Source organism: Paraburkholderia gardini, assembly GCF_907164575.1.
In the GTDB taxonomy this organism is placed as follows: domain Bacteria; phylum Pseudomonadota; class Gammaproteobacteria; order Burkholderiales; family Burkholderiaceae; genus Paraburkholderia; species Paraburkholderia gardini.
In genome coordinates this window covers 76,563-102,059 of the sequence record NZ_CAJQYY010000012.1, presented here as the reverse complement: position 1 = coordinate 102,059, position 25,497 = coordinate 76,563, and the positions used below count along the sequence as shown (strand labels likewise).

23 protein-coding genes and 1 pseudogene are annotated in these 25,497 nt (G+C 62.4%); 15 read left to right on the top strand and 9 right to left on the bottom strand.

The window, feature by feature from the left end; genetic code table 11:
- Positions 1-2: 2 nt before the first annotated feature.
- Positions 3-2,720, top strand: a complete 2,718-nt coding sequence (gene acnA, locus LPA34_RS12210) for an aconitate hydratase AcnA (RefSeq protein ID WP_228978373.1) — start codon at positions 3-5, stop codon at positions 2,718-2,720.
- 175 nt (positions 2,721-2,895) lie between these two features.
- Here acnA and LPA34_RS12205 read toward each other — a convergent pair whose 3' ends face one another.
- Positions 2,896-4,650 (bottom strand): ShlB/FhaC/HecB family hemolysin secretion/activation protein, encoded by a 1,755-nt coding sequence (locus LPA34_RS12205; RefSeq protein WP_228978372.1) that lies wholly within the window; start codon positions 4,648-4,650, stop codon positions 2,896-2,898.
- A gap of 109 nt (positions 4,651-4,759) precedes the next feature.
- Positions 4,760-5,320: a hypothetical protein gene (locus LPA34_RS12200; protein ID WP_228978371.1), complete on the bottom strand. Its 561-nt coding sequence runs from the start codon at positions 5,318-5,320 to the stop codon at positions 4,760-4,762.
- A gap of 187 nt (positions 5,321-5,507) precedes the next feature.
- Here LPA34_RS12200 and LPA34_RS26965 point away from each other — a divergent pair.
- A pseudogene (locus LPA34_RS26965) lies at positions 5,508-5,780 on the top strand (helix-turn-helix domain-containing protein); the annotation flags it as partial.
- A gap of 79 nt (positions 5,781-5,859) precedes the next feature.
- Here the strand turns inward: LPA34_RS26965 and LPA34_RS12190 are convergent.
- Complete coding sequence (locus LPA34_RS12190; RefSeq protein ID WP_228978366.1) at positions 5,860-7,620, bottom strand: ESPR-type extended signal peptide-containing protein; 1,761 nt, start codon at positions 7,618-7,620, stop codon at positions 5,860-5,862.
- A gap of 529 nt (positions 7,621-8,149) precedes the next feature.
- Here LPA34_RS12190 and LPA34_RS12185 point away from each other — a divergent pair.
- From LPA34_RS12185 to LPA34_RS12125, 13 genes are read left to right on the top strand one after another with little or no spacing between them, the layout of a single operon-like run.
- Positions 8,150-8,440 carry a Flp family type IVb pilin gene (locus LPA34_RS12185; RefSeq protein WP_228978364.1) on the top strand — a complete coding sequence of 97 codons (291 nt, stop codon included), beginning with the start codon at positions 8,150-8,152 and terminating at the stop codon, positions 8,438-8,440.
- Between the two features lie 14 nt (positions 8,441-8,454).
- Entirely contained in the window at positions 8,455-10,005 is a 1,551-nt protein-coding gene (locus tag LPA34_RS12180; RefSeq protein ID WP_228978362.1) for a pilus assembly protein TadG-related protein, read from the top strand.
- On the top strand, positions 10,002-10,868 hold the full coding sequence (locus tag LPA34_RS12175) for a type 1 periplasmic-binding domain-containing protein (RefSeq protein WP_228978360.1): 867 nt from the start codon (positions 10,002-10,004) through the stop codon (positions 10,866-10,868). Before LPA34_RS12180 ends, LPA34_RS12175 begins: the two co-directional genes overlap by 4 nt.
- Positions 10,865-11,578, top strand: a complete 714-nt coding sequence (locus LPA34_RS12170; RefSeq protein ID WP_228978359.1) for a hypothetical protein — start codon at positions 10,865-10,867, stop codon at positions 11,576-11,578. The genes LPA34_RS12175 and LPA34_RS12170 overlap by 4 nt, the downstream gene beginning before the upstream one ends.
- Position 11,579: 1 nt before the next feature.
- On the top strand, positions 11,580-11,768 hold the full coding sequence (locus LPA34_RS12165) for a hypothetical protein (RefSeq protein WP_228978356.1): 189 nt from the start codon (positions 11,580-11,582) through the stop codon (positions 11,766-11,768).
- A gap of 23 nt (positions 11,769-11,791) precedes the next feature.
- Positions 11,792-12,886 (top strand): Flp pilus assembly protein CpaB, encoded by a 1,095-nt coding sequence (gene cpaB / locus LPA34_RS12160; RefSeq protein WP_228978355.1) that lies wholly within the window; start codon positions 11,792-11,794, stop codon positions 12,884-12,886.
- A 20-nt stretch (positions 12,887-12,906) separates the two neighbouring features.
- Positions 12,907-14,463: a type II and III secretion system protein family protein gene (locus LPA34_RS12155; protein ID WP_228978352.1), complete on the top strand. Its 1,557-nt coding sequence runs from the start codon at positions 12,907-12,909 to the stop codon at positions 14,461-14,463.
- Between the two features lie 23 nt (positions 14,464-14,486).
- Positions 14,487-16,349 carry an ATPase, T2SS/T4P/T4SS family gene (locus tag LPA34_RS12150; protein ID WP_228978350.1) on the top strand — a complete coding sequence of 621 codons (1,863 nt, stop codon included), beginning with the start codon at positions 14,487-14,489 and terminating at the stop codon, positions 16,347-16,349.
- Between the two features lie 10 nt (positions 16,350-16,359).
- Positions 16,360-17,208: a type II secretion system F family protein gene (locus LPA34_RS12145; RefSeq protein ID WP_228978348.1), complete on the top strand. Its 849-nt coding sequence runs from the start codon at positions 16,360-16,362 to the stop codon at positions 17,206-17,208.
- A gap of 2 nt (positions 17,209-17,210) precedes the next feature.
- The gene (locus LPA34_RS12140; protein ID WP_228978346.1) at positions 17,211-18,092 is read left to right on the top strand and encodes a type II secretion system F family protein; all 882 of its coding nucleotides are present in this window, start codon (positions 17,211-17,213) and stop codon (positions 18,090-18,092) included.
- Positions 18,089-18,439: a DUF192 domain-containing protein gene (locus tag LPA34_RS12135; RefSeq protein WP_228978343.1), complete on the top strand. Its 351-nt coding sequence runs from the start codon at positions 18,089-18,091 to the stop codon at positions 18,437-18,439. The genes LPA34_RS12140 and LPA34_RS12135 overlap by 4 nt, the downstream gene beginning before the upstream one ends.
- Before the next feature lie 47 nt (positions 18,440-18,486).
- The gene (locus tag LPA34_RS12130) at positions 18,487-19,257 is read left to right on the top strand and encodes a TadE/TadG family type IV pilus assembly protein (RefSeq protein WP_228978500.1); all 771 of its coding nucleotides are present in this window, start codon (positions 18,487-18,489) and stop codon (positions 19,255-19,257) included.
- Between the two features lie 26 nt (positions 19,258-19,283).
- Positions 19,284-19,940, top strand: a complete 657-nt coding sequence (locus LPA34_RS12125; RefSeq protein WP_228978341.1) for a lytic transglycosylase domain-containing protein — start codon at positions 19,284-19,286, stop codon at positions 19,938-19,940.
- A 39-nt stretch (positions 19,941-19,979) separates the two neighbouring features.
- Here the strand turns inward: LPA34_RS12125 and LPA34_RS12120 are convergent, their stop codons facing one another.
- From LPA34_RS12120 to LPA34_RS12095, 6 genes are all read right to left on the bottom strand, one after another.
- On the bottom strand, positions 19,980-20,336 hold the full coding sequence (locus tag LPA34_RS12120; protein WP_228978339.1) for an Hpt domain-containing protein: 357 nt from the start codon (positions 20,334-20,336) through the stop codon (positions 19,980-19,982).
- Positions 20,337-20,340: 4 nt separating this feature from the next.
- Entirely contained in the window at positions 20,341-20,970 is a 630-nt protein-coding gene (locus LPA34_RS12115; RefSeq protein ID WP_228978337.1) for a response regulator transcription factor, read from the bottom strand.
- A gap of 110 nt (positions 20,971-21,080) precedes the next feature.
- Positions 21,081-21,845 (bottom strand): hypothetical protein, encoded by a 765-nt coding sequence (locus LPA34_RS12110; protein ID WP_228978335.1) that lies wholly within the window; start codon positions 21,843-21,845, stop codon positions 21,081-21,083.
- 292 nt (positions 21,846-22,137) lie between these two features.
- A complete protein-coding gene (locus tag LPA34_RS12105) occupies positions 22,138-22,974 on the bottom strand; it encodes an ABC transporter permease (RefSeq protein WP_228978498.1) in 837 nt (278 codons plus the stop codon).
- 19 nt (positions 22,975-22,993) lie between these two features.
- Positions 22,994-24,256, bottom strand: a complete 1,263-nt coding sequence (locus LPA34_RS12100) for an ABC transporter permease (RefSeq protein ID WP_228978496.1) — start codon at positions 24,254-24,256, stop codon at positions 22,994-22,996.
- 178 nt (positions 24,257-24,434) lie between these two features.
- Entirely contained in the window at positions 24,435-25,484 is a 1,050-nt protein-coding gene (locus LPA34_RS12095; protein ID WP_228978334.1) for an ABC transporter substrate-binding protein, read from the bottom strand.
- Positions 25,485-25,497 lie beyond the last annotated feature (13 nt).

The following is a 25,497-nucleotide window of genomic DNA, read 5'->3' as shown; positions in this document are numbered from 1 at the left end:
TCATGGCCCACAATCTCCACAAAACGCTCAAGGAATTCGACAGCGGTTCCGGCAAAGCCAGGTTCTATTCGCTGCCGCAACTTGGTAAGGCACTCAACGTCAAGATCGACCGTCTGCCGGTCTCGATCCGCATCGTGCTGGAATCCGTGCTGCGTAACTACGACGGCAAGAAGATCGCCGAAGAACACATCCAGCAACTGATCAACTGGAAGCCGAACGCAGCGCGCGTCGACGAAATTCCGTTCGTCGTGTCCCGCGTGGTGCTGCAGGACTTTACCGGCGTGCCGCTGCTTGCCGACATCGCTGCCATGCGCGGCGTCGCAAAACGCGTCGGCAAGGACCCAAAGTCGATCGAACCGCTGGTCCCGGTCGATCTGGTTGTCGATCACTCGGTGCAGATCGATCACTTCCGCGAAAAGAACGCGCTTGACCTGAACATGAAACTGGAATTCCAGCGCAACAATGAGCGCTACCAGTTCATGAAGTGGGGCATGCAGGCATTCGATACGTTCAAGGTCGTGCCGCCAGGCGTCGGTATCGTTCACCAGGTGAACCTCGAATACCTCGCACGCGGCGTGCACAAGAAGACTGACGGCAACGACACCGTGTACTACCCGGATTCGCTCGTCGGCACCGACAGCCACACCACGATGATCAACGGCATCGGCGTGGTGGGCTGGGGCGTGGGCGGCATCGAAGCGGAAGCCGGCATGCTCGGCCAGCCAGTGTACTTCCTCACGCCGGACGTGGTCGGCGTCGAGCTGAAGGGCAAGCTGCGCGAAGGCGTGACGGCCACCGACCTGGTGCTGACCGTCACCGAACTGCTGCGCAAGGAGAAGGTCGTCGGCAAGTTCGTCGAATTCTTCGGCGAAGGCACGAAGTCGCTGTCGCTGCCGGACCGCGCGACCATCGGCAACATGGCACCGGAATACGGCGCGACGATGGGCTTCTTCCCGGTCGACGAAAAGACGATCGACTACTTCAAGGGCACGGGCCGCACCGACGCCGAAATCTCCGCGTTCGAGAACTACTTCAAGGCGCAAGGCCTGTTTGGTATTCCGAAGGCTGGCCAGATCGACTACACGAAGGTCGTCACGCTCGACCTCGGCACGGTTGCACCGTCGCTGGCGGGTCCGAAGCGTCCGCAGGACCGTATCGAAATCGGCAACGTGAAATCGAACTTCACGGAACTGTTCTCGAAGCCGGTCGGCGAAAACGGCTTTGCGAAGAAGGCCGCTGACCTCGACGCGCAATACGTCACGTCGAACGGCGTGAACGTGAAGAACGGCGACATCCTGATCGCCGCGATCACGTCGTGCACGAACACGTCGAACCCGAGCGTGCTGCTGGCCGCCGGCCTGCTGGCGAAGAAGGCCGTCGAAGCCGGTCTGACGGTGGCACCGCACATCAAGACATCGCTCGCACCGGGATCGCGTATCGTCACCGAATACCTGACGAAGACGGGCCTGCTGCCGTACCTCGACAAGCTCGGCTTCACGCTCGCTGCTTACGGCTGCACGACCTGTATCGGTAACGCCGGCGACCTCACGCCGGAACTGAACGAAGCGATCACGAAGAACGACATCGTCGCGGCAGCCGTGCTGTCGGGCAACCGTAACTTCGAAGCGCGTATTCACCCGAACATCCGCGCGAACTTCCTGGCTTCGCCGCCGCTCGTCGTCGCTTACGCGATCGCCGGCAACATCACGCACGACCTGATGACGGAACCGGTCGGCAAGGGCAAGGGCGGCAAGGACATCTACCTGGGCGACATCTGGCCGACCAGCGACGAAGTCAATGCACTGCTCAAGTTCGCACTGGACGCCGACGCATTCCGCGCGAACTACGCCCATCTGACGAAGAAGGGCGACCTGTGGAGCAAGATCGAAGGCGAGGAAGGTCAGGTCTACGACTGGCCGAAGTCAACGTACATCGCTGAGCCGCCGTTCTTCGGCAAGGACTTCTCGATGACGCCGGCTGCGAGCATCGCCGCGGTCAAGGGCGCGCGCGCACTGGGCATCTTCGGTGACTCGGTCACGACCGACCACATCAGCCCGGCTGGTTCGATCAAGGAAGACTCGCCGGCAGGCAAGTGGCTGAAGGCAAACGGCGTGCAGAAGGCCGACTTCAACAGCTACGGCTCGCGCCGCGGCAACCACGACGTGATGATGCGCGGCACGTTCGCGAACGTCCGGATCAAGAACCTGATGATCCCGGTGAAGGCAGACGGTACGCGTGTGGAAGGCGGCCTGGCGATCCACCAGCCGTCCGGCGAACAGATGTCCATCTACGACGCCGCGATGAAGTACATCGCAGCGGACACGCCGACCGTCATCTTCGCGGGCGAAGAGTACGGCACGGGCTCGTCGCGTGACTGGGCAGCGAAGGGTACGCAACTGCTGGGCGTCAAGGTCGTGGTCGCGCGCAGCTTCGAGCGGATCCACCGTTCGAACCTGGTCGGCATGGGCGTGCTGCCGCTGCAGTTCAAGGGCTCGGACAGCGTCCAGTCGCTTGGCATCACCGGCGAGGAAACGTACGACATCGAAGGCCTCGGCAGCGACTTCAAGCCGCAGCAGGAAGTAACGCTCGTGATTCGCGGCAAGGACGGCAAAGAGAAGCGCGTGCAGGTTCTGCTGCGTATCGACACGCCGATCGAAGTCGACTACTACAAGCACGGCGGCATTCTGCCGTTCGTTCTGCGCTCGCTGCTCGCAGCGTAAGCGTTGCATTAGCGGAAAGCTTTTGCAGGTGCCGCGGCCCTTCGGGGTTGCGGCAATTTATGAAGCCCGACCTGGTCGGGCTTTTTTTTCGGTTATTCGCTGGATTCCGCGCGCCACGCGTTCGTCCTGCAAATGGGCGCTGCTTTCAAGAGCATCGGCCTTGTCGCCATTGCGACTAGAACTGTGCCGTCGCCTGCACGCCCACGGTCACACGCGAAGTTGAAAATCCCTTGGGCTTGTAGATCGGCGTACCCGCGAACAGGTCATAGGAAACACCGACAAAGCGCGACGGCAGACCACCGCGGATGCCGATCACTGCGCCCGCCAGTTGCGTCCCGGCGAGAAACGCCGTGTTCGGGCCGAACACGCGGCCATAGTCGATTCCCGCGTACAGTGCCTGTCCCGTCTGTCCGATGGGTAGTTGCAGCTCGTTGCGCCAGTAAAAACCTTTCTCTGCAGCCAGCATGGTTTCACCGTCGAAGCCGCGCGCGGTGTAACGGCTGCCGATGGTCAGGTCGTCCAGATAGAACAGCGTGTCGTCGGTGAACTGGCCGTGTACGGTCGTCACGTAGCGGAAGTTCTGGCTGGCGACCGCAAACGGCACCGACAGGTTCGCATCGAGCACAGCCATGTGGTAACGATATGTGGGGCCGTCTGGATACGGGTCGGATGTCGCGCCAAGCCCGCCGATCCCCTGGCGGTAAGCAAGCGTGCCGTCGAACTGCGACGCGCCGAAGTAATGCCGGTCGGTCAGGCCCGCTTCGATGAACGTGTTGTTGCGCCGCTGCTGCGGTATGTCGGTGTCGTCAATGAAGCTCTCGCCGAAACGCTTCGATAGCTGGAATTCCACGCCGAATACATCGCTCTGGCTGCGCCTTAATACGCGCGCGAGCCTGAGTGCGGCCGTCTGAGAATTGCCGCTGGACACGAACGTCTGGTTCACGCCCGCGATAATCTGGTAGTAGGTGTTCGTGTTGCCCGACAGCGTGGCCGTCCAGTAGCCCCACGGCACGGAATACGAGCCATTGAATCCGTGTGAACCGAGCGACTTGTTGCCGAACGAAAGGTCCTGGTTCGCGCCGACCGTGAACACATCGTTCAGACCGAGCGGATTGTCGATGCCGAGGCTCATGTTGCCTTGCCACTTGCCGGTCGCGTCCGTACCCGAGTTATCGACGGATGCGACAAAGCTCCACGGCTTCGAGCGCTTCACTGTCACCACGACATCGCTTTCGCCGGGTGTATCGGTCGGCTCGATCTTCATGTCCACGTCCTGCGACGTGACGCGCTTCATCTGCTCCAGCCCCTGCTCAAGGTCGCGCAGGTCCAGCAGGTCACCGTCGCTTACCGGGAATGCGGATTTCAGGGTGCCGCGTGTGTCAGGGTCCGCAAAGCGGAGCTGGTGCACGATGCCGGGGACGAGCGCTAAGGCCAGCGTGCCGCTGGACAGGTCCTGCTGCGGGACGAGCACGCGCGTCGTGACATAGCCACGGCTCAGGATCGCCTGCTGCAGCCCTTTGGTCAGTATGTAAATGCCTGACTTGCCGACGCACTGTCCCTTGTAGTGATCGAGCCACTCACGTACGAAGGCGAACGGGTCCAGTGCCAGGATTGAGGCGCCCCTGCTGCGCACGGCATCAGGCAGCGTCGTCGGGACATTGAGCGCGAACCTGCCGATGCGGAAGCATGGCGTCTCGACCGGCAGCAGTGGATGGTCCTCGAATGTGGGGACGGTCGAGCGCACTGCGGGAGCCTGCACGGTCGCGTCACGCTGCTGTGCGTCACGCTGCTGCTGGATTTGCTGGTTCTGCCCGGCGTTGGCCCGCGCGGCGGCGGCTTCGTCCGCTGGCGTGGGCGCATGCTGCGCGTTCGACGCGAGCGATACCAGGGCTGTGAGCGGCAGCGCCGCCAGCCTTTTTCTGAGTTTCATGAGGTTGCTTCTTTAGCCGTTACTTCCGGTGCGAATATATTGAATCACTACAAATATCGAGAACACCACACGCAAACATGCACCCAGAATCAGAAAAAATCGCACGTCATCAGCAGCCAAAGAATAGTGACCACCGTAGTCCCATCGCATGACTGATCGCATCTCCAGCAAAATCGTACGCCGTGCCCAACCCCCATGCCGTAGCAACCACCGGTGCAATAGCACCAGATGCGACCAAGCCAACGCCCGTGCCTGCCGCCACGCCGATCTGCGTGTGCGCGTCGTGGCCTGGCAATGCATTCTGTTCGGGTGTCAGCGAACCATCCTTGTTGCCATACACGAACGAACTGTCGTACTCCGTCGGCGTCGCCGTAAACAGTCCGTTGCCGTTCTGGTTGATATAGGCCATCGCCGCCGCATTACTTCCCGGACCTTGGCTTGCCGCTACATCGACCAAACGATACCCATTGGCCAACAGTATCTGCTGCGCCTGATCGGGCATGATCGACTGGCCAGTCTTATCCTCGCAGAACTGCGCGAATTGCTTCGCATTGTCGAATTGCCCACTTGCGTTCGTCGGGGTGTAGTTGTCGATTGAAGCGAACACACGCACCCGACACATCCGCCGTTGTCGATACAGGTTTTCTTCCAACGCGACGGGAGCGTGCAAACCGGTTTTCCATGATGCGCGTTTCCATCTGCAATTTCTTCCTCGACGCGGGTTATGGCCTAAAGACGCGAGTCTGCCAGAAGGCATGTTCCGCCCATCTCAATTACATCGCACCACGAAGCAACCCCAGCGGCACGGGGCCGTCGTGTTGCGTCCACGCTGAACGCCTGGCAGCCGGATATCGCGGATGTTTTTACCGGATGCAAATCAAGAACTGGCCGAGGCCACGACGCTGCACATCAATCAGATTCGTCGATATGAAGCAGGATCGGCTCAACCGACCTTAGAAGCCCTGACACGCCTGGCACAGACGCTCAATGTCAGTTTTGATGAACTGGTGTTTGATGAGAACGAGCGCGGCCCGTCTTATGACTTGCGTTTGCAGTTCGAGGCAGTTAGCCAGATGTCCGACGAAGTTGCCGATCTGCGTCGCCACTGCCTGACCGGCCGCGCTCGCCGCACTCATCATGTCGGCCTGCCGCTCCAGCAGGTTGTTCAGGTCCGGCGTTTTCGTGACCATCCCATTCGTATCCGACGTGTCACGGTTCCGCGACGCTGCTCGCCGTGCCGTACAACTGCCCGCCGTTGATCGCATCCTTGCTGCTCGCTGCAACCTGACCCGCCGCCAGGTTAGTCAGCATGACAGGCGTGGTCGAGCCAACACCGCCGAACGTCACCTTGTCATGCGCCGAAGTGTCGTAACGCACGCCGTCAGCAGAGCCTGTCGATGCCTTGGCATCGACGGCGGCCAACGCTGTGCCCACGTCGTTATATGTGTTGCCATCGAGGGTGTAAGCCGGGTTACTGAGCGTGCCGTCCGCGCCAACAGTCGAGTTGCCGCCGAGCGCGCTCGCGACGCTGCTCGCCGTGCCATGCAGCTGCGCGCCGTTGATCGCATCCTTGCTACCCGCGGCAACCTGACCTGCTGCAAGATTGGTCAGCATCACAGGCGTGGTCGAGCCAACACCGCCGAACGTCACCTTGTCATGCGCCGAGGTGTCGTAACGTACGCCGTCCACGGGACCCGCTGCGGCCTTCGCATCGACCGCGGTAATCGCCGAACCGACGTCGTTATACGTACTGCCATCCACCGTGTACGACGGCTTCGAAATCTTCCCGTCTGTGCCAACGGTCGAATTGCCACCGAGCGCATCCGCAACGCTGTTCGCCGTGCCGTACAGTTGCGAGCCGTTGATCGCATCCTTGCTGCCCGTTGCAACCTGACCTGCTGAAAGATTGGTCAACGCGACCGGCGTTCCGGAACTCGCGCCGCCCAACGTGACATGATCGTGCGTCGCCGAATCGTACATCACGGCATCGGGCGAACCGCCGCCCGACGACCCCGCAATCGCCGCATTCATCTGGTCCAGATTGACCGCATCGGTGCCGGCCGTGCCCTTCGCCAGGTTGATGATCTGACGCTGCATCGTGCTCGAACCCACCGATACCGCGTTACCCCGGCTTGCGACCGAACCTGAACCGAGCGCAACCGATCCGACGCTCACCGCATTTGCCCCCGAACCGAGCGCGACCGACTGGTCCAGCACCGCGTTCGAATTGGCACCCAGCGCCACCGAACCCACACCCATCGCACCGGCCCCGCGCCCGAGCGCTGTCGAGGTCGCGCCGCCCGCGAGTGCCCACGGTCCGGCTGCGACAGAGTCGCTGCCCGTGGCGCTGGCATCGCTTTCCGGCGCGTCAGAGATTGAATTGGCCTTGAAGTAACGCGTGTGTTCGTATAGCTGACCGTAGTTGATGGCATCGTTTGCGTCAGTGCCGTCGGCGACGTTGACGATTTTCGTGCCGCTCATGTCGGCGCCGGCCTGGAACGTGGCGGTACCGGTGGTGGTCGTGTCACCGCGCAACGTAATGCCGCCGGGTCCGTACAGCGTGACCACGCCCGCTCCGTTGTAGGCCGTCTGTCCCACGGTGATGTAGGCGCTCGATCCGCTTACGCCACCGTTTCCCGAGTTGTACTCGCTCATGACGACACCCGAGCCGCCGCCGCACTCGCCTTCGCCCATCGAGCCAATCGCGCCGCCCCATGCCTCGCCGTTCCACGAGGAGCCGTCCGCCGCATTCATCCACTGGCTGCTGGCCGCATCCGTTCCATTGCCCGCGCAGTTGACTATCGCCCCGGCAAACGCGGCCGGCGCGACCGACACCGCGCCCGCACCCAGCACGACCGCCGCAACCCGCGCTCGCCGCGAGGACCCCTTCTTCTTCGCCGTGCTCAGTTCGGACGCGGCGACCCACGCGCCCACCGACTCATTCCAGACAGACTTATGTACCTTGTTCATCGCCTATTACAACCTCAAAAATTGCCAATGGATTCTTTTCACTTTTGCAATGCGTAATTCACCTTGCAAAAGCCCTCTTCGGGAACCGGATATGACGATTGTCTAAACGGCTTCTCGCCGCACACAGGGTGGCAATCCTGTTTATCGCGCTGCAACTTTATCGGCTGGTTCGATCCGGTTATATCGGGCGGTACTGAATCGATGTAGGAATTTTCGTCAACACCCGGTACTTTCAGGACGTACCAGAACCGGAAACTGGGAAGCGTTTCCGGGCACTGATCAGAACCGGGCGAATTCGCCCTGACTCTTTACCGGTCGGCATCATCGGGGAATAAGGGAGAGACGGATCGCGTAGAAGATGGGGAAATTTCCGCAACCGGACATCAAGGCGTTTTTCTACAATTCCAGCCCGGTTCGATTAAACGGATCGTGACGGTAAATCAATTATCTGGATTTATTTATTTGCGTATCGCAGTTTTTTTAACCAGCGACGCATCTTCCTCCAACATTAATACCAGACATATAAACCATGCAAATTTCCCAGCTTCGCATTAAAAGCCGTCAACGCGGCCAGGGCATGACCGAATACATCATCATCGTCGCGTTGATCGCGGTTTCGGCAATCGGTGTTTATTCGCTTTTCGGCCAGACGATCCGTAACCAGACGTCGGGGCTCGCGCAGGAAATGTCGGGCAAGAACGCTTCTGGCGATATCCAGAATGCCCAGGACAACGCCGACTCTGCCTCGACCAACGGCAACCAGAAGAAAGACATGGGCACGTATAACGCGAATAACAACGGGGAAATGCAGAACCACTAAGTCTGCAACCCACCATGAACCGCTCTGCCCGCACGGGCAGGGCCAGGGTCGCCGGCGCCAGCGGGCAGGCGCTGGTCTCTGCCCTGATTTTTCTTCTGGTCGGCGGCATTGGCCTCTTTGTCGCCTTCAATTCCTTTCAGATGACAAGCGCCCGCATCAAGCTGCAGAACACCGCCGACGCCGCTGCGTACAGCGCCGCAGTGCTGCAGGCGCGCGACTACAACTTCGCCGCGTACACGAATCGCGCGATGGTCGCCAACCAGGTCACCGCCGCCCAGGCCGGTGCGCTGAAATCGTGGATCGACGACCTGGAGGCGACGTACGGACCGTCTGGGGTCGATGACACGGTTAATGTCTACGCCGATCATCCCGTGCTCTGGCAAACGCCCAAGCAGGCCGGACACGCCGAGATCGCACCGGTACGCGCGACGCTCGACGCGCTGCTGCCCACAGTAGCCAGCGGTATTGGCCGCATCACGCGCGCGCTCAGCGACGCGCAGCTCAACTATCACGCCGCCACGCTCGTCACCGCGCCGCAAACGGCGGACGCCGTCGCGCAGCAGAACCAGCCCGACACGCACGTGACGGCCGGCTATTTCACAAGCGCGCGCAACGCGACGCAGCTCGCCGCGTGGACGAACTACACGCAGATCGTGACGCCCGCAGGCTCGTCGGGCGCGGATCATTTCGCCGATGTCGTCACCGATGCCGACACACTCGATGCCTTCCTGAAAGACCGTTCCGCGACGCGCAGTACAGGCCCGCAATACCAGGAACTCGACGACTCGGGCGGTACCAGATGCCGCTTCAGCCCCAACGCGACCGTGAGCGTGCGTGCGTTTCACAACGGCGGCACGCAATTGCGTCAGGACAAGAAAGGCTGGGAGGCGATCGATGCGACGATGGCGTCCGTCTACGTCAGTTGCCTCGACATGACGTTGCCCGTTATCGCGGGAACCGGAGGCAGCGTAAACGGCGACGTGCGGGTGCAGGGTGTCGAAAGCTATCTGAAGTCGCCGCCTTTCGTCGCATGGTCCGACTGGCAGGGCTATGGCGGCTATTACAACTTCGGCGATCACACGACCGGCACACCAGGCCTCGGCGTATCCGAGGGCCTCGCGCAAAAAATCGGCGACGGCCCCGGCACATCGCTCGATCTCTCGAATGGCGGGCTGCTGCCGTACCAGGACATCAACGGCGCGCCGGTGACCAGCGCGGCACCGCGCATCACGATCGAAGTCGAGCGCGCAAGCGAGACCCGCGTCAAAACGCAGGGTCTGCAAGGCGGCGGCCGAATGGCCGTGACGCCTGCCGACGCAGGCGGCGTGATGCGCGCGCTCGCCAGCGCGAACGCGTATTTCGTGCGCCCCAACCCGGGCGCGCTGGACGCGACGATCAGCGGCGCCCTGCTTCACGCGAAAGACTGGCTGCGCGCGGACGGCAAGACCGAATTCCCCGACACGTTCAGCCCGTACTGGCAGGCCACGCTCGCGCCCACCAGCGACGCCGAACGGGACGCCGCGCGCACCGCGCAGATTCCGGCAAGCGAGGCGGTCCAGCCATGAAATGCACACACTTCCGACGGCCGCAGCAGCACGGCCAGGCGATGACCGAGTTTCTGGTCGCCACTGCGCTCGTCATGGGCGTACTGCTTCTCGCCGTCGCGACGCTCGGCAAGTTCAACGACGTGCGCAACAAGACACTGATGGGCGCGCGCTATGTCGCGTGGGAACGCACGGTCTGGGACAACGGCGCGACGATGGATTCGTCGCCGGCGACATCCGGTGACGACGACTGGTACAGCCAGTACGGTTCCGGCACGCAGCAACCCGCCAAGAGCGACATCGAACTGCAACGCGAAGTCATCCAGCGCATGCTCGCGCAAAACGGCGCGCCGATCGCGGGCGACGACCGGTTGAACAACCGGCTGCCCGCTGTCGCGCCGGCCATGTGGGAAGACCATGGCGGCCACGCGTTTCTCGGCGCAACCGATGACGTCGTCGTCAGCAGCAATCGTGGCGAAAGCCCGGCGGCGAATCTCGCGCAGTACAGCGCGGAACCGTTCGGCTCGATGTCGACGTCGGGTAGCGGCACGTTCAATGCATCGATGAATCTGGCCACGCGCAATCTGCAGACGGGTACGCTCAGCGTATCGATCGCGAAAGATAGCGACGCACTCAGGAATATCTGGCCGGGCTTCGGCGGCCTGACGTTCAGCGATACGAACGTGGTGCTCGCCAACACGTGGCTCTCCGAAGGCGCGGCGAAAGGCGAGCATCTCTTCACCGCGGCCACGCCTGCGGCGAATGCAAGCCTCGTCAGTCCATCGCTGTATATGGGCCTGAAAAAGTACGCGCCCGAAATCGACACGCTGCAGTTCGGCCGTATCGAACGTGACGTGGTTCCTGCCGACCGTCTCTCGCCATGACGATGATCCATCCGGTTCTTCGTGCTGTGGCGTTGACCTGTGCAGCACTGCTGGTGCATGCCGGCAATGCGCACGCCGCCTGCGACAAACAACCCGTCAAGGCGGAACGCGTCCAGGCGATCGGTCTCGACATGCTCGTCAACGGTGTGCCGACCTCGGTCCGCACGCTGGACTTCGCCGGAACGGCCGACGATGTGTCCAGCGCATTCCGCGAATTCTGGACGCAGGAGGACGTTCCTGCAAAAGGCGTACGCGGACCGGACGGACTCGTGCTGAGCGCACTCGACGACGCGTGCCTTTACGTGCTCACGATCCCCGATGCGCAGGAGGGTGCGCCCACGAAAGGCACGCTGAGCATCATGCAGATCAGCGAGCAGAAAGCGTCGCACGCGATTGCCGGTTCGGCGATCCCGTTGCCTGAAGGTACAACGATCAGCGATGTCGAAAGCCGCGATCCTGGTCAGGCAGGACGGACCTGGCTCATCCAGATGTCCGGCAACGCCAGAGACAACGCACGCCGCTATGCGAGTCAGCTCGCACAGCGAGGCTGGTCGACGGTTGCGCAGGCGCCCGCGTTTCAGCTCGACGGATCAGGGCGCGTGCTGGGTAGCGCGCTCGCGATGCAGCGCGGCAACGACCGGCTCGATGCGATTTTCACCGCGCGCAACGGACAAACCGAAGCCGTCATCAACGCAACAAGGAATCGTTGACATGAAACACCCCGTGCATCCAGTCCGCGATCAGCGTGGCCAGGCGAGCGTCGAATACGTCGTCGTCACGGCATGCATCGTGTCGGCGCTGCTCGTCGCGGGCGATATGCCTCTGTCGCCGATCGACACACTCACCGCAGCGTTCAGGTCGCTGTTCAGCGCCTACAGCTTCGCCCTCTCGCTTCCCTGAACGTCAGGGTTCACTCATTCGCCATGTTCAAAAGAATCAAGATTCGCTCGCTCCTCGGCAACGCGTGGGTGCTTTTTTTCTGCGCCGTACTGGTCGCGGGCGGCCTCACGTTCGTGCTCTATCGCTACCTGAACGATCGCGAAATGCGCATCAAGGCTGAGGCCGCGGGGCATCAGCAGCGCGCAGGCGTCGAAGTCGTCGTGCCGCGCCGCGACGTGCCGGTCGGCACACCGCTTTCGAGCGGCGATTTCGTCGCGCGTGAAGTCGCGGCGGACCTCGTCTACGACGACATGATCCGCGTCGCCGACTTCGACACGTACCGGACCTCACATCTCGTGAAGGCCGTGCGACGCGGACGTCCACTGCGCGCCGGCGATATCGACGCGCTGCGCGGCCGCGATTTCGCCGACATCCTGCCCGCGGGCCAGCGTGCGTTGACGCTGGAAATCGACACGGTGAACTCCACCGCGACAATGGTGAGACCCGGCAATCGCGTCGATCTGTACTGGGTCGGCAAGAATCCGGACCCACAACCTGTCGCCGTTCAATCGGGTTTGTCCAGCACGTCCGTTCAATCCGGTGACGGCAAGGCGATTCGTCTGCTGATGCCGAACGTGCTGATTCTCGCGACCGGTCAGGACATCCGCCCACGTGACGCCGGCGAGGCGATGGAACGCGCAGGCAATCCGCAATCCGTCGACAACTACAGCACGGTCACCGTGCAGGTGCCCATCGCGGACGCGCCGCGCATCGTGCTCGCGCAGAAGGTCGGTTCGTTGCGCCTGATCCTGAAGAACGCCGACGACGCCACGCCGGACGTGCCCCAGAAGCTCACGGAAGACAAACTGTTTGCGAATGCCGGCAGTGGCGGCGGTAACACATCGCTCGTCGAAATCATCACGGGTGGCGGATCGACGGCGACGACGCGGGTGCCCGGCGGGCCATCGGACGCGGCGCCGGCCGCAGCGGGTGCATCGCCGCGAGCCCGCAATCCGGTTGCATCGGCTCCGGACAATCCGCTATCAGGCGCACCTCGACCGGGCGCCTACGAACAGGCGAACGCGATCGCTCAACAACTCCAGAAACTCGATACGCGCACGACGTCGGATCGCAACTGAAAGCACACAGCAGGTTCAGAATGAAAGTCCCCCATCGTTCGACGATGTTCCGTCGTCGCGTTATCCCTTTGCTGATTGCCGGCGTCATCCTGTGCGAAGCAGCACCGGTCGCGCTCGCGCAGCGCGTCGATACGTCGCTCAACAGCGATGCAACCAGCGAGAGCAGCAACACGAGCGTGCTCGAACTTTTTCGCGGCGAAGTACACGTGATGCGTCTGCCCGGCACGATCAAACGGATCGCGATCGGCAACGGCAAGATCGTGAGCGCGAGCGTTGTCGATGGACGGCTCATGCTGCTCGCCGAAAGCGCCGGCGTGACGTCGCTCGTCGTGTGGAATGAAAAGGGCATCGCGCTGCAAACCATGGTGCGCGTCGGCAAAGGCGAGGTGAACGCGTCTGTCGAGCAGTTGCGTCGCGTGCTGCAATCCGTTTCCGGCCTGCGCATTCAGCCGGTTGGACCGAACATCGTGCTCTCGGGTGTCGTGCACCGCGACATGGTGCCGGTGATCCAGTCCGCGACCGCCGATCTCAGCAACGTCATCAACACGACCACGGTCGACGAAGGCGACGCGCTGAAAAAGACGATCCACTTCAAGGTGCAGATCATGGAAATGACGCGCACCGGCCAGGAGAGTCTCGGCATCGCGTGGGACAGCCAGTTCAATGGACCGCAGGTCGGCGGTCAGGCGCTGTTCGGCACAGGCGGCGCGGCTGCGGCGGCAACCGGCGCGACGAACTTCTTCCTTGCGGGCATCGCGTCGAACATCACGTCGAAGATCAACTTCGCGATCAACAACGGCGACGCCTATATTCTTGCGACGCCCGAACTGAACACGAAGAGCGGTGGCGTCGCGACGTTTCTCGCCGGCGGCGAAGTACCGGTGCCGAAGGCCGGCGCGCTCGGCACAACGGATGTCGACTACAAACCGTACGGTATCAAGCTGAACATCAAGCCGGTGGTGGACGCGAACAACATCATTTCGGCGAGCCTCGAAACCGAAATCAGCCAGATCGACCCTTCGGTTTCGTACGGCGGTTTTCCGGGCTTCCTGACGCGCAAGACGACCTCCGATATCTCGCTGCGTGCCGGCGAAACACTCGCGATCTCCGGGCTCGTGAGCTCGGATGCACTCGACTCGACGAACGGCATGCCGTTTCTCGGCCAGTTGCCGATCATCGGCAGACTGTTCCGCTCAGACGCCTTCCGTTCGAAGAAGAGCGACCTGGTGATCTTCGTGACGCCGCTGATTTCCGATCCATCCCTGTCGCCGAATACGGACATGCTCGCGCGCGCGGATCGTTTCGATCAGCGCTTCCGCGATCGCTATGGCGATCCGAGCCCGCTTGCGCCCGTTCAGGCAGAAGGCGCGCCTCCAGCACCGCGACAACCGGTTGCGCCCACGCCCGCACTGCCGCCTGCGCCGGTGCGCAACGCGCCGCGGCAGGCTGCTGCGCCGCAGATTGTTTTGACGCCGGCGCCAGTGCCGAACCTTCCGCCCGCTTCGAACCCGATCGGACTCGCTGAAGCTATCCGCATGCTTGATGCGCCTCCGGTATCCCAGGGCGCTACGCGCTGATCACTTCACGGACAACGCACCTCATGATCCATCTTCACGTGCAGCCGCGTAACGCACCGGCACGGACATTTCAGACCGACAGCGGCTGCTCGATCGGCAAGGACCCGGCATGCGACATCGTTCTCAAGGGCATGCTGATCGGCAAGCTGCACGCACGCGTTATCAGGGAACACAACGCGTGGTACATCGAGGACCAGGGCGGCATTCTCGCGACGCTCGTCAATGGATCGCCCGTCACGCGTTACGGGCCGCTACTGGATACCGACCAGATCGAAATCGGCACGACAGTACTTCGAATCGTCGCGGCACCCGCTGCATCGCCGGCAGTTGCCGTGACGACGGTTGCCGCGCCCGCGCCCGAAGAAGCAACACCGCTGGCCTTCGTGGCGCGAGTGGAAAACACGGCGCCCGTACACGCTCTTCCTGTTCACGCCTCGCCGCCGACAACGCCTGCGAGCATCGAACGGCCAATACCCGTCAGCGAATCTGCCCGCCCCGCGTCGCTCGCTACCCAACCGCCTTCGCTGACAAAACCGTCGGAACCCCCACGCACGCAGTTTTCGCGTACGAAAAGATCCGCGGCGCCGGCACTCGAAGTTTCGCCGATCAACAGCCCGAACGGCATTGAACTGCGAAAGCGCGCGCATATGAAGGTCATCGCGACGCTCGATCTGCGTCGCCTTAACGTCTCGCGCATGGAAGACGACGAACTGCGCCGCACTGTCAACGCCACGCTCGACGACATCCTCGGCCACGATACCAGCCTGCGCTCGCCGGACATTCCGCTCGAGGTGTTGAAGAAAAGCGTGTTCGACGAAATCATCGGGCTTGGTCCGCTCGAAGAACTGCTTGCGGATGCAAGCGTGTCGGAAATCATGGTCAATTGTCATGACGAGGTATTCGTCGAACAACACGGGCGTCTCACGCGTTCCCCGGTTGTCTTCACCGACGATCGTGCGGTGATCGGTGCAATCGAGCGGATCGTCGCGCCGATCGGCCGGCGTATCGATGAAAGCTCGCCAATGGTCGATGCACGCCTGCCCGATGGGTCACGCGTGAATGCAGTCATTCCGCCGCTCTCACTCAAGGGCCCGAGCATCACGATCCGTAAATTCTCGAAGCGCAAGCTCACCGGCGAGGACCTGATCCAGTACGGCTCGATGTCGCCAGATATGCTGGAGTTTCTGCGAACCGCCGTCGAGCAGCGCGCGAACATCGTCATTTCCGGCGGCACGGGCTCCGGCAAAACGACGCTGCTCAACGTGCTATCGGGCTACATCCCTGACGACGAACGCATCGTGACCGTCGAAGACGCCGCCGAGCTGCAGCTCTCGCAGCCGAATCTCGTGTCGCTCGAAGCACGGCCCGCGAACATGGAAGGCAAAGGCGCGATCCCGATTCGCGATCTCGTGAAAAACTGCCTGCGGATGCGTCCCGACCGGATCGTGGTAGGCGAATGTCGCGGCGGCGAAGCGCTCGACATGCTGCAGGCGATGAACACGGGTCACGACGGCTCACTCACCACGACCCACGCGAACGCGCCGCGCGACTGCATCGCGCGCCTTGAGGTGATGACCCTGATGGCGGGCCTTGATCTGCCTGCGCAGGCGATCCGCGAACAGATCTGCTCGGCCGTCGACATCATCGTCCAGCAAAGCCGCTTTTCGTGCGGCTCGCGACGCGTCACGCACGTGACCGAAGTGAACGGCATGGAATCCGGCGTGATCCAGTTGCAGGACGTATTCATCTTCAAGGAAGAAGGCTTCGGTATCGATGGACGCATCCAGGGCGAGTTCGTTTCGACCGCCTATATTCCCGACTTCTATCAGGATCTGATCCGCCGCCGTATCCCCGTGAATACCGACATTTTCACGCGTACGGACTAGCCTCGCGACCATGACCCTCGCACTTATTCTCGCGCTCGTCTTCACCGGCATCCTGGCCGTGATCTGGCTGATCGCGCGCAGCGGAAAAACCGCGCTGGCCGCGCGCTCGCAACATATGGCAAGCGAACTGGAACAGCAGCTCGCCGATGCGTTCGTGTTCGTGAACCGGCAGAAAGTCGCGACGTGGACCATGATTGCAATGGTCGCGCTGCCTGTCGTGACGTTTCTGCTAAGCGGTAGTCTGCTGGTGGGCAGCGTCGCATTGCCGCTTGCGTTGACGCTCCCGAAAAAGGTCATGGCACGCATGCGCGCAAAGCGTATCGTCGCGCTCGAAAAGCAGTTGCCTGACGCACTCCTGATGCTTGCGGGCGCGTTGCGTGCTGGTGCAAGTTTTCCGGTCGCACTCGAAAGCGTGGTCCATGAATCGACGCCGCCCATCTCCGAGGAATTCGACCTGCTGATGCGCGAAATCCGTCTTGGCATCGATCTCGACGTGGCGATGCGCAACGTCGAAAAGCGCATCCCGATTCCCGACTTCATGATGGTGACGGCGGCCATCACGATCGCGCGAGAAGTGGGCGGCAATCTCGCCGAGGCGCTCGAATCGGTTGCGCGCACGCTGCGCGAAAAGCTGCAGATGGAAGGCAAGATCCGCGCACTGACTTCACAGGGGCGCATGCAGGGCATCGTCATGACGTGTCTTCCGCTGCTTCTGATGCTCGTGCTGCGCTTCATGGAGCCCACCGCGATGGCGCCGCTCTTTGGCGAGCCCGTCGGCTGGGCCACGCTCGGCGTGATCGCCGTGATGGAGTTTCTCGGCTACAAGTCCATTTCGGCCATCACCCGTATCGACGTCTAACCATGCTGCTCTTCATTGCATTTCTGGTCAGTTGCGGCGCGGTGATCGTCGCATTCCTCGCCTTTCGCTCCGTGTCGGGTCTCACCCAGGCAGTACCCGACGAAGACCGTACATGGCTTGATCCCTTGCCCAAACCGCTCCGGCTGTTGTGGCCCGTCGTCAATTTTGTCGACCATCACTTCGGCGCATTCTTTAGCGACCGGCACGTCGCAAGAATCGAAGCGCAACTGCGGATTTCATCGCTGCTGTTTCTGATGAGCGCGCGGCAGTTTCTTGCGTTGTCGCTGCTCTCCTCGGTACTCGCCACGCTGGCTGCGCTGCTGTTGATGCTGGCGCTGCACGCGTTTTCCGTCTGGGTTCTGGCTGGCGTCGTGGTGCTCGCCTTCTTCTACCCGCGTGTGTGGATCAAGGATCTGCGCAAACGCCGCGTCTCGCAGATCCTGCGACATCTGCCGATCTACCTGGACTTTCTGACGCTCGCCGTCGAAGCGGGCCTGAACGTCAATGGCGCGATCCAGAAGGCGGTCGAGAAAGGTCCCGATGGCCCGCTGCGTCGCGAATTCGAACACGTGCTGCGCGATCTCAAGTCCGGGCTGAGCCGTACCGAAGCGCTGCGGCGTTTCGAGGACCGGCAGCGCATCAAGGAAGTATCGAACCTGGTCGGCGCCATCGTGCAGGCCGAGCGCATGGGTTCCGGTCTCGCGAAAACATTGCGTTTCCAGTCTGAACAGCGCCGCTCGGAGCGCTTTCAGCGCGCGGAAAAGCAGGCAATGGAAGCGCCCGTGAAGCTGATATTTCCGCTGCTCTTCTTCATTTTTCCGGTCACGTTCATCGTGCTCGGATTTCCAATCGTCATGAAATTCGTACAGGCAGGCATGTTGTGAAGAAGGCTCAACTGACGAGGGCCGGTGTGGATATGGGCATCCGCGTATCGATCGCAGACACGCCGCTAGAGCGCATGCGCGGCCTGCTGGGCCGCGACGGTCTCGCGCGCGACGAAGCGTTGCTGCTGTGTCCGTGCCGCTCGGTGCACACGTTCGGCATGCGCTTCGCGATCGACGTGCTGTTTCTCGACCGCCACGGCCGGCTTGTGGCGCTCCACGCCGACACGCCGGCGCGGCGCCTGCTCTTTAATTTCCACGCGACGCAAACGCTTGAAATGCCGGCAGGCACCGCGCACGGACAAGCGATCAAAACCGGCGACGTGTTTGCTTTCGAGGCTCTCCTTTGAACCCGCTTTCCTTCCCGCCGCGCGCACGCGCGGCCCGCGTCCGCCTGATGCGCCATCAGCACGGCCAGTCGATGACCGAGTTTCTCGTCATCGCACCGTTGCTGCTGTTCTTTTGTCTCGCGACCGTGCAGTTCGCCCTGCTGTATCAGGCGAAGTCCACGCTCGATGCAGCGACGCTCGAAGCCGCCCGTGAAGGCGCCGTCACGCACGGGTCGATGACGGCGATGCAGGATGGCCTTGCGCGCGGCCTTGCGCCGCTTTACGCGCGCCACGCCAGCGCCGACGGCGCGCAGGCCGCGCTGCTGAACGCACAAACCGACGTCATGACGGCAAGCCACATCACGATCGTCAGTCCGACTGCCGACATGGTTAGCGATTTCGCGCCGGCGACCTCGTTTGCCACGCAAGGCACGGCCGTCGCCGAGATTCCGAACGACACGCTGATCTATCGCAATACCGTGACAGGTCCGCGCTCGGGCGTGAACATTCAGGACGCGAACCTGCTGAAGATCCGCGTCCATTATTGCTACGACATGTACGTACCGCTGGTGAACAAGGTCCTGTATTACGCGGCGAACGTGATCGGCAATATCGGCCCCGACGGCATCCTGCCGCGCGAACCGGCCGACGGCGGTGAAGACCCGTATGGCGATCCGCAACAGCCGGACACGTGGTGCAGGGTAAAGCTCGCGGACGGCATCGCGACGGGAAAATGGCCGCTGGCGCTGGAGTCCGAGGCGCTCGTGCGGATGCAGTCCAGCTATCGCCCCTCCGCTGCAAACGATGCGACCGCAGCACGCAGCGCACCCCGACCATGAAGACGCCGCGGTCGACGTGCAACAGCATGCGTCGTGTTCGAAGTGGGTTGCTCGTGTGGGTCGTACTCATTGCGGGCGCGACCGGCATGCCGCGTTCCGCGCAGGCTTCGGACGTGGTTGTGATCGCAGGCGGTTTGAGCCACAACGACGATCGCAGTCCTGACACAAGCCCGCTCGCTGTTGTCGTCGAGCCCGCGAACCGGCAGTTGCCCTCTGTCGCGGCGCGGGATTCGCGCATCATGGCGCTCGCGCCGCTGATCAACGAAGCGGCTTACACCACCGGCATCGATCCAGCGCTGCTGATGGCGGTGATCGACGTCGAATCCGGCGGTAACGCACAGGCGGTTTCGCCGAAAGGTGCAAGCGGATTGATGCAACTGATGCCTTCGACCGCCGCGCGACACGGCGTGCTGAACGTCTTCGATCCGAAGCAGAATATCGCCGCTGGAGCGCGCTATCTGGCCCAGCTATTGCGGCAGTTCGGCGATCTGCCGCTCGCGCTGGCAGCGTATAACGCGGGCGAAACCGCTGTGCGGAAATACGGTCGCCAGATTCCACCCTTCGCGGAAACGCTTGCCTATGTGCCGCGTGTCATCGACCGGTATCAGCGTTACCGGAGCGTCGAAGAACCGCAAGGCCGCTTTTTGCTGGTGCGGCGTGGCGGTGTCCAGCAGAGCGATTGACGCGAGAGATTTCAGGCACCGGTTTGCAAAACGGTAATGTCAAACGCGTGAGCGATCTGCACGGGGCAGATTCGCAAGCCACGTATCCATTCTTTCGACATCGTGCTCCACGCTCGCGAAGAGCACGGCTGCGCGCGCCGCGTCTCCTGCCGCGGCCGCGAATTCCATCTGCGACGTCTGCTCGACGAGTTTCCTGAAACCGATCAGTCGCGCGGAACCATTGATCCGGTGTGCGGCGCTTGCCGCCTCGCTCCACGAACCGGTATGCAACGCTTCGCGCAACGTCGCTAGCGTCGTGCAATTCGTGTCAGTCAGGATACGGACGAGTTCGCGAGCAACAGCGACGTCGCCAGCGGCCAGTTCGTGGACTTTCCTTGCGAGCGCGTGTCGATCCATGTCTTCACGCAATGCGGCAACGCCGGGCGAAATCGACCAGCTCGACGAGCGTCTTGACGCTGACTTTCTTCATGATGCGAACCTTGTGGCTACTGACTGTCTTGTTGCTGATGAACAGCACCTCGCCGATGGTTTTATTCGACAGACCTCTCGCGAGCATCCGCAGGATGGCGAGTTCCTTGTCGGATAGCAGCGCAAGCCTTTCTTCATCGGTCATCGTCTGGGTGCCTGTGCGTGCACCGGTATGATGCCGCGCGGGGAACGCGGTGTAGCCTCCGAGGACCGATTCGATATGACGTCCGATGCCGTTCAGGTCCAGCGATTTGCTGACGAAACCGCGTGCGCCGGCGCGCATCGCGCGCGGCGCGAATGTCTCGGGGTCCCCGGCGGACAGCACGAGCACACGAATCCCGGGACGAATGAGCTGCAGCCTCGAAACGACATCGAGGCCGCTGATGCGCGGAATGTCGAGATCGAGCACGACGAGATCGGGTGCGTGCCGCCGGACCATGTCGATGGCATCCTGTCCGTTGTCCGCTTCGAGCACTTCGGCGACGCCGGGAATTTGCAACGCATGAGTCTTGATCACGAACCGGAATGCAGGATGATCGTCGACGATCAGGATAGTAGCCAACCGTAATTCCCTCGATGAACGCGGCGTCGTTCGGCACCGATACAGCAAAACGTGAAGCCCGGAATGCGTCCGCTAAAAAAAGCCGTGAGATGGTACAGCAGCGGATTCATTTACCCTCCTGAAAAACCTGGCCTGCGCTGTCCGCGGTGCCTGGCATTCGGAGCGGCCGGGTGTTTGACAGACTCGGCATCGACCACGTCTTGCGCTTGCGCCGGCGACGCCGGTGCGCTGCTGTGTTGCGTCGAACACGCGAGCGTGGTCCTGGCCGACGTGCGCAACAGGTTCTCCGCAGTCGCCACGCGCGCCTCGGCCTCGCCGAAGCTGCGACGCCATGCATCATGACCCGCGTGCATCAACGCGACCTCCGCGCACGCGAGCGGCGCGGCGGCATCCGGACACGAGGCAAACGCCGGATCGCGCCGCACTACGTCGACGATCGCCCACAGATCCGGACGCACCGTCACGACGGTTCGCATCGCGGGTCGCCCGGCCGGCATCGCGGCGCCCCGCTCCATGCTCGCGTACAGGACGGCGGCGGCGCCGATCGTTTCCTCGACAAAACCCCATTGATCGCCCGCTTCGAACGCCTCACGGCCAGCTTCGATCCAGCATTGCGCCTTCGTGTGAAAGTAGTCGTCACCGACGATGCCGTCGAGCTTGTGCTGCACGCTGGCGAGCGCCGCACGACGATTCGTGACCGGCGCGTACGTATCGATCCACTGACGGTCAGGCGCGCCCGCGGCGGCATCCTGTGTCGCGCCGAAGCCAGTTTGCGTGATAGCGGAATCCTGAATGCCGAGTCGCGCCCGCGCGGCCGGATCAGCGCATCCAGCAAGCAGCCATGCGCACGCAAGCACCGTGAACGGGAGTTTCATGACGAACCGCAATGAGGGAGGTATTTGACGAAGAACCGCAGGAGGATAGATGGGAAGGTCCGCGCAAGGGTGCGGAATTTTCCGCACTCATCGGCGGATGTTTCCGCAAACGGCATTCGCCGGGCACGAAACCGTGCAAGTGGTGTCGCGGGTTTAAAGCGCCGGTCCAGATCCCGCCCTGGGCGATCCGTCGTCAAAACATGGCGCGCGAATGAACGTTGATGAACGTTGCGCCCGGACGGGCGCTCGCGGCCGTGCCGCCTGACGCGACGACACGGCGACGCGTGCCCGGTCAGGCGATAGCGCGTGCCGCGTTGCGGCCGCGCAGCCATTCGAGCGCGAGTAGCAGACAGGTCGAGAAAATGATGAGGATCGTCGCGAGCGCGGCGATCGTCGGGCTGATGTTTTCGCGGATGCCGGTGAACATCTGACGCGGCAGCGTGGTCTGGTCCGCGCCCGCGAGGAACAGCGTGACAACCACTTCATCGAACGATGTCGCGAAGGCGAACAGCGCGCCCGAGATCACGCCCGGTGCGATGACGGGCAACGTGATGCGGAAGAACGTCCTCACCGGATTCGCGCCCAGCGACAGGCTCGCGCGCACGAGGTTGTAGTTGAAACCCTGCAACGTGGCGACTACCGTCGTCACGACGAACGGCACGCCGAGCGAAGCGTGCGCCATGATCAGCCCGATATACGTGTTCGCGAGCCCGAGCGGCGCGAAGAACAGGTACATGCCGACGCCGACCACCACGACCGGCACGATCATCGGCGAAATCAGGATCGCCATCAGCAGCGCCTTGCCGCGGAAGTTGGCCTTCGTGAGGCCAATCGCGGCGACGGTGCCGAGGACCGTCGCGAGAACCGTGGCCGAGGGCGCGACGATAAAGCTGTTTTTCGCCGCCATGCGCCATTCGTCGGAGGCGATCAGGTTCTGGTACCAGCGCAGCGACCAGCCCGGAATCGGATACACGAGGAACGTGCTCGACGAGAACGACAGCGGCACGATGGCCAGCACGGGCATGATCAGATACAGCAGCGTCAGCACGGCGAGGCCGCGCAGCGTGAAGTACCACATGCGCTCGACCAGCGACGTATGGGGCGCAAAGAGCGGTTTCGCGAGTTTCATCATGAGTCTCCGTGAACGCTCAACCGAGGCTCAACGAGGAACGCGTGAGGCGTCCGTAGATCACGTACAGCACGAGCGTCGCGGCGAGCAGCAGGCCGCCGAGCGCACACGCCATGCCCCAGTTGATCGTCACGTTCGTGAAGTACGCGACGTAGTAGCTGACCATCTGGTCGTTCGGGCCGCCGAGCAGCGCGGGTGTGATGTAGTAGCCGATCGCGAGAATGAACACGAGCAGCGCGCCCGCGCCGACGCCCGGATACGTCTGCGGCACGTACACGCGCCAGAACGCGGCGAACGGATGACTGCCGAGCGAAATCGCCGCGCGCTGGTACGTCGGCGGAATCGACTTCATCACGCTGTAAAGCGGCAGGATCATGAACGGCAGCAGGATGTGCGTCATCGAAATATAGACGCCGGTGCGGTTGAACAGCAGCGCGAGCGGCGCATGGATCAGGCCGGTGCCGAGGAGCGCCTTGTTCATCAGCCCCTCGCTTTGCAGGATCACGATCCATGCGGCTACGCGCACGAGGATCGAGGTCCAGAACGGGATCAGCACGAGGATCATCACGAGATTCGCGCGACGTTCGGAAAGCGTGGAAATCCAGTACGCCAGCGGATAGCCGAGCAGCAACGTGAAAATCGTGACGGCCGCGCCGATCACGAACGTGCGGCTGAATACGGCAAGGTAGATCTGCTGGTCAGGATCGGTCTGCTCGATGTGACCGAACGCATCCTGTTTATGGTCGAGAGAGGCCAGCACGTAAAACGGCGAATACTGGCCGCCGTTTTTGGCGATCGCCTGCCAGTACGCAACATCGTTCCAGCGTGCGTCGATCTCGACGAGTTTCGCGTGAACCTGCGCGGGTGCGAGCGCGTGGCCGGCGTCATCGTTGAGCGGCATCGCGCGTGCGGTCTTCGCGACCATCGAGCGATAGCCGGGAATTTCCGTGTTCAGACGGCGTGCGAGCGCGCCCATCGATTCGCCGTCCGCGACCACGGTGAGGTCGGTGGCGAGTGCGGCGTACGCGGCGTCCGGCGGCACCGACTTGCGGTCCCAGTCATGAAGCACGCTCACGGTGTGCGGCAGTGCGGTGGCGATTTCCGGATTCTGTACCGCGCGTGTCAGCAACGCGCCAATTGGCACGACGAAAATCAGCAACAGGAAAATAGCCAGCGGCGCGATCAGCAACAACGCCATTGCGCGCTTTTTCGCTTCCGCGGCTCTCAGCTCGCGCTTCAGCCGGTTCGACGATTCCGGCGTGGAATCGGCGGTGATCGTCATGGTGGTCACACCTGTCTCCATGCAAGTTTTTATTGCTGTATTGTCCGCGTCGCTTCGAAAGGCGCGTCATGCTGCCTCACACAACATCACGACCCCGCGATCCATCTTTCGATGCGGCTCCGCTTCGCATGGCGAAGCGGAGCCATCGCGGCTTTACCGCACCGCTACCACTACCCGCTTACTTCGCGGCCCACGAAGCGAAGCGTTGCTCCAGTTCGTCACCGTGGTCGGTCCAGAAACCCGCATCCTGCAGCACGGCGTTCTTGCCGTTAGCCGGCGAGTTCGGCAGATTCGCGAGCGTCTTCGCGTCGAGCGCCTTGATCGCGGCGTCGTTCACCGGGCCGTACGCGATGTGCTTCGCGTATTCCTGCTGCGGCTTCGACGACACCGTGTACGCGATGTACTTCTCGGCCAGATCCCTGTTCGGCGAGCCCTTCGGAATCGCCCAGTAGTCGAGGTCATAGATGCTGCCGTTCCACACGACCTTCAGGTTCTTGCCTTCGCGCTGCGCGGCGTCGATCCGGCCGTTGTAGGCTGTCGTCATCACCACGTCGCCGGCGACGAGGAACTGCGGCGGCTGTGCGCCCGCTTCCCACCACTGGATGTTCGGCTTCAGCTCGTCGAGCTTCTTGAACGCGCGGTCCTGGCCCGCCTTCGTGGCGAGCACCTTGTAGACGTCCTTCGGCGCGACGCCGTCAGCCATCAGCGCGAATTCGAGGTTGTAACGTGCGCCCTTGCGCATGCCGCGCTTGCCCGGGAATTTCTGCACGTTCCAGAAATCCGCCCAGCTGGCCGGGGCGGTCTTCAGCTTGTCGGCGTTGTAGGCCATCGCCGTCGACCACACGAAAAAGCCCACGCCGCACGTTTGCGGCGATTCCGGCACGAGGTCCGACTTCTTCGCGATCTTCGACCAGTCGAGCTTTTCGTACATGCCTTCGTCGCAGGCACGGCCGAGGTCGCCCGATTCCACTTCGACGACGTCCCAGTTCACGTGCTTCGCCTCGACCATCGCCTTCACCTTGGCCTGCTCGCCGTTGTACTCGACGGCCGTGACCTTCGTGCCGGTGGACGCTTCGAACGGCTCGTTGAACGCGACTTTCTGCGCGTCGCCGTTGGCACCGCCGAAGTTGACGACCGTCAGCTCAGCAGCCATGGCCTGCGCGGAACCGAGTGCCAGTGCAAACGCACCGGCGGCGACAGCACAGCGTGATTTCCCGAACTTCAACATGATGTGTCCTCTC

Coding starts and splice junctions, on each gene's coding strand:
- acnA (WP_228978373.1), top strand. CDS start 3: ATGGCCCACAATCTCCACAAAACGCTCAAGGAATTCGACAGCGGTTCC.
- LPA34_RS12180 (WP_228978362.1), top strand. CDS start 8,455: ATGAACCGCTCTGCCCGCACGGGCAGGGCCAGGGTCGCCGGCGCCAGC.
- LPA34_RS12105 (WP_228978498.1), bottom strand. CDS start 22,974: ATGAAACTCGCGAAACCGCTCTTTGCGCCCCATACGTCGCTGGTCGAG.
- LPA34_RS12170 (WP_228978359.1), top strand. CDS start 10,865: ATGACGATGATCCATCCGGTTCTTCGTGCTGTGGCGTTGACCTGTGCA.
- LPA34_RS12150 (WP_228978350.1), top strand. CDS start 14,487: ATGATCCATCTTCACGTGCAGCCGCGTAACGCACCGGCACGGACATTT.
- LPA34_RS12205 (WP_228978372.1), bottom strand. CDS start 4,650: ATGAAACTCAGAAAAAGGCTGGCGGCGCTGCCGCTCACAGCCCTGGTA.
- LPA34_RS12130 (WP_228978500.1), top strand. CDS start 18,487: ATGCGCCATCAGCACGGCCAGTCGATGACCGAGTTTCTCGTCATCGCA.
- LPA34_RS12100 (WP_228978496.1), bottom strand. CDS start 24,256: ATGACGATCACCGCCGATTCCACGCCGGAATCGTCGAACCGGCTGAAG.
- LPA34_RS12175 (WP_228978360.1), top strand. CDS start 10,002: ATGAAATGCACACACTTCCGACGGCCGCAGCAGCACGGCCAGGCGATG.
- LPA34_RS12155 (WP_228978352.1), top strand. CDS start 12,907: ATGAAAGTCCCCCATCGTTCGACGATGTTCCGTCGTCGCGTTATCCCT.
- cpaB (WP_228978355.1), top strand. CDS start 11,792: ATGTTCAAAAGAATCAAGATTCGCTCGCTCCTCGGCAACGCGTGGGTG.
- LPA34_RS12110 (WP_228978335.1), bottom strand. CDS start 21,845: ATGAAACTCCCGTTCACGGTGCTTGCGTGCGCATGGCTGCTTGCTGGA.
- LPA34_RS12120 (WP_228978339.1), bottom strand. CDS start 20,336: ATGGATCGACACGCGCTCGCAAGGAAAGTCCACGAACTGGCCGCTGGC.
- LPA34_RS12165 (WP_228978356.1), top strand. CDS start 11,580: ATGAAACACCCCGTGCATCCAGTCCGCGATCAGCGTGGCCAGGCGAGC.
- LPA34_RS12125 (WP_228978341.1), top strand. CDS start 19,284: ATGCGTCGTGTTCGAAGTGGGTTGCTCGTGTGGGTCGTACTCATTGCG.
- LPA34_RS12185 (WP_228978364.1), top strand. CDS start 8,150: ATGCAAATTTCCCAGCTTCGCATTAAAAGCCGTCAACGCGGCCAGGGC.
- LPA34_RS12140 (WP_228978346.1), top strand. CDS start 17,211: ATGCTGCTCTTCATTGCATTTCTGGTCAGTTGCGGCGCGGTGATCGTC.
- LPA34_RS12190 (WP_228978366.1), bottom strand. CDS start 7,620: ATGAACAAGGTACATAAGTCTGTCTGGAATGAGTCGGTGGGCGCGTGG.
- LPA34_RS12095 (WP_228978334.1), bottom strand. CDS start 25,484: ATGTTGAAGTTCGGGAAATCACGCTGTGCTGTCGCCGCCGGTGCGTTT.
- LPA34_RS12145 (WP_228978348.1), top strand. CDS start 16,360: ATGACCCTCGCACTTATTCTCGCGCTCGTCTTCACCGGCATCCTGGCC.